This window comes from Vibrio sp. 10N.261.51.F12 (genome assembly GCF_041471725.1).
In the GTDB taxonomy this organism is placed as follows: Bacteria; Pseudomonadota; Gammaproteobacteria; order Enterobacterales; family Vibrionaceae; genus Vibrio.
In genome coordinates this window covers 2,090-2,393 of the sequence record NZ_JBFROV010000061.1, presented here as the reverse complement: position 1 = coordinate 2,393, position 304 = coordinate 2,090, and the positions used below count along the sequence as shown (strand labels likewise).

At 52.6% G+C, this 304-nt stretch carries 1 protein-coding gene; it reads left to right on the top strand.

All coding sequences use genetic code 11. From position 1 onward, the window contains the following. Positions 1–304 (top strand): Ig-like domain-containing protein (locus tag AB4405_RS24420; protein WP_372063090.1); only part of this gene is annotated, 304 nt, incomplete at both ends.

Below are 304 nucleotides of genomic sequence, written 5' to 3'. Positions count from 1 at the left end.
TGCCAGCGGATGAAATGACCGATGAAGACACCTCGATCACCCGTGAGGTACCGGAAGCCTCTGATGTGGATGGCACCGTGGCGTCTTACGCCTTAGCGACCGATATTCCAGATGGCAAAGGAAGCCTAAGTTTCAACAATGGCACCTATACTTTTGATCCAGGTGAAGATTTCCAAGGCCTAATCGGTGGTCAGAAGGAAGACGTGACCTTCACCTACGTTGCGATTGATAACGAAGGATTGGCGAGCGAGCCACAAACCATCACCATCACGGTGACGGGCACCAATGACAAACCGGTGGCGCT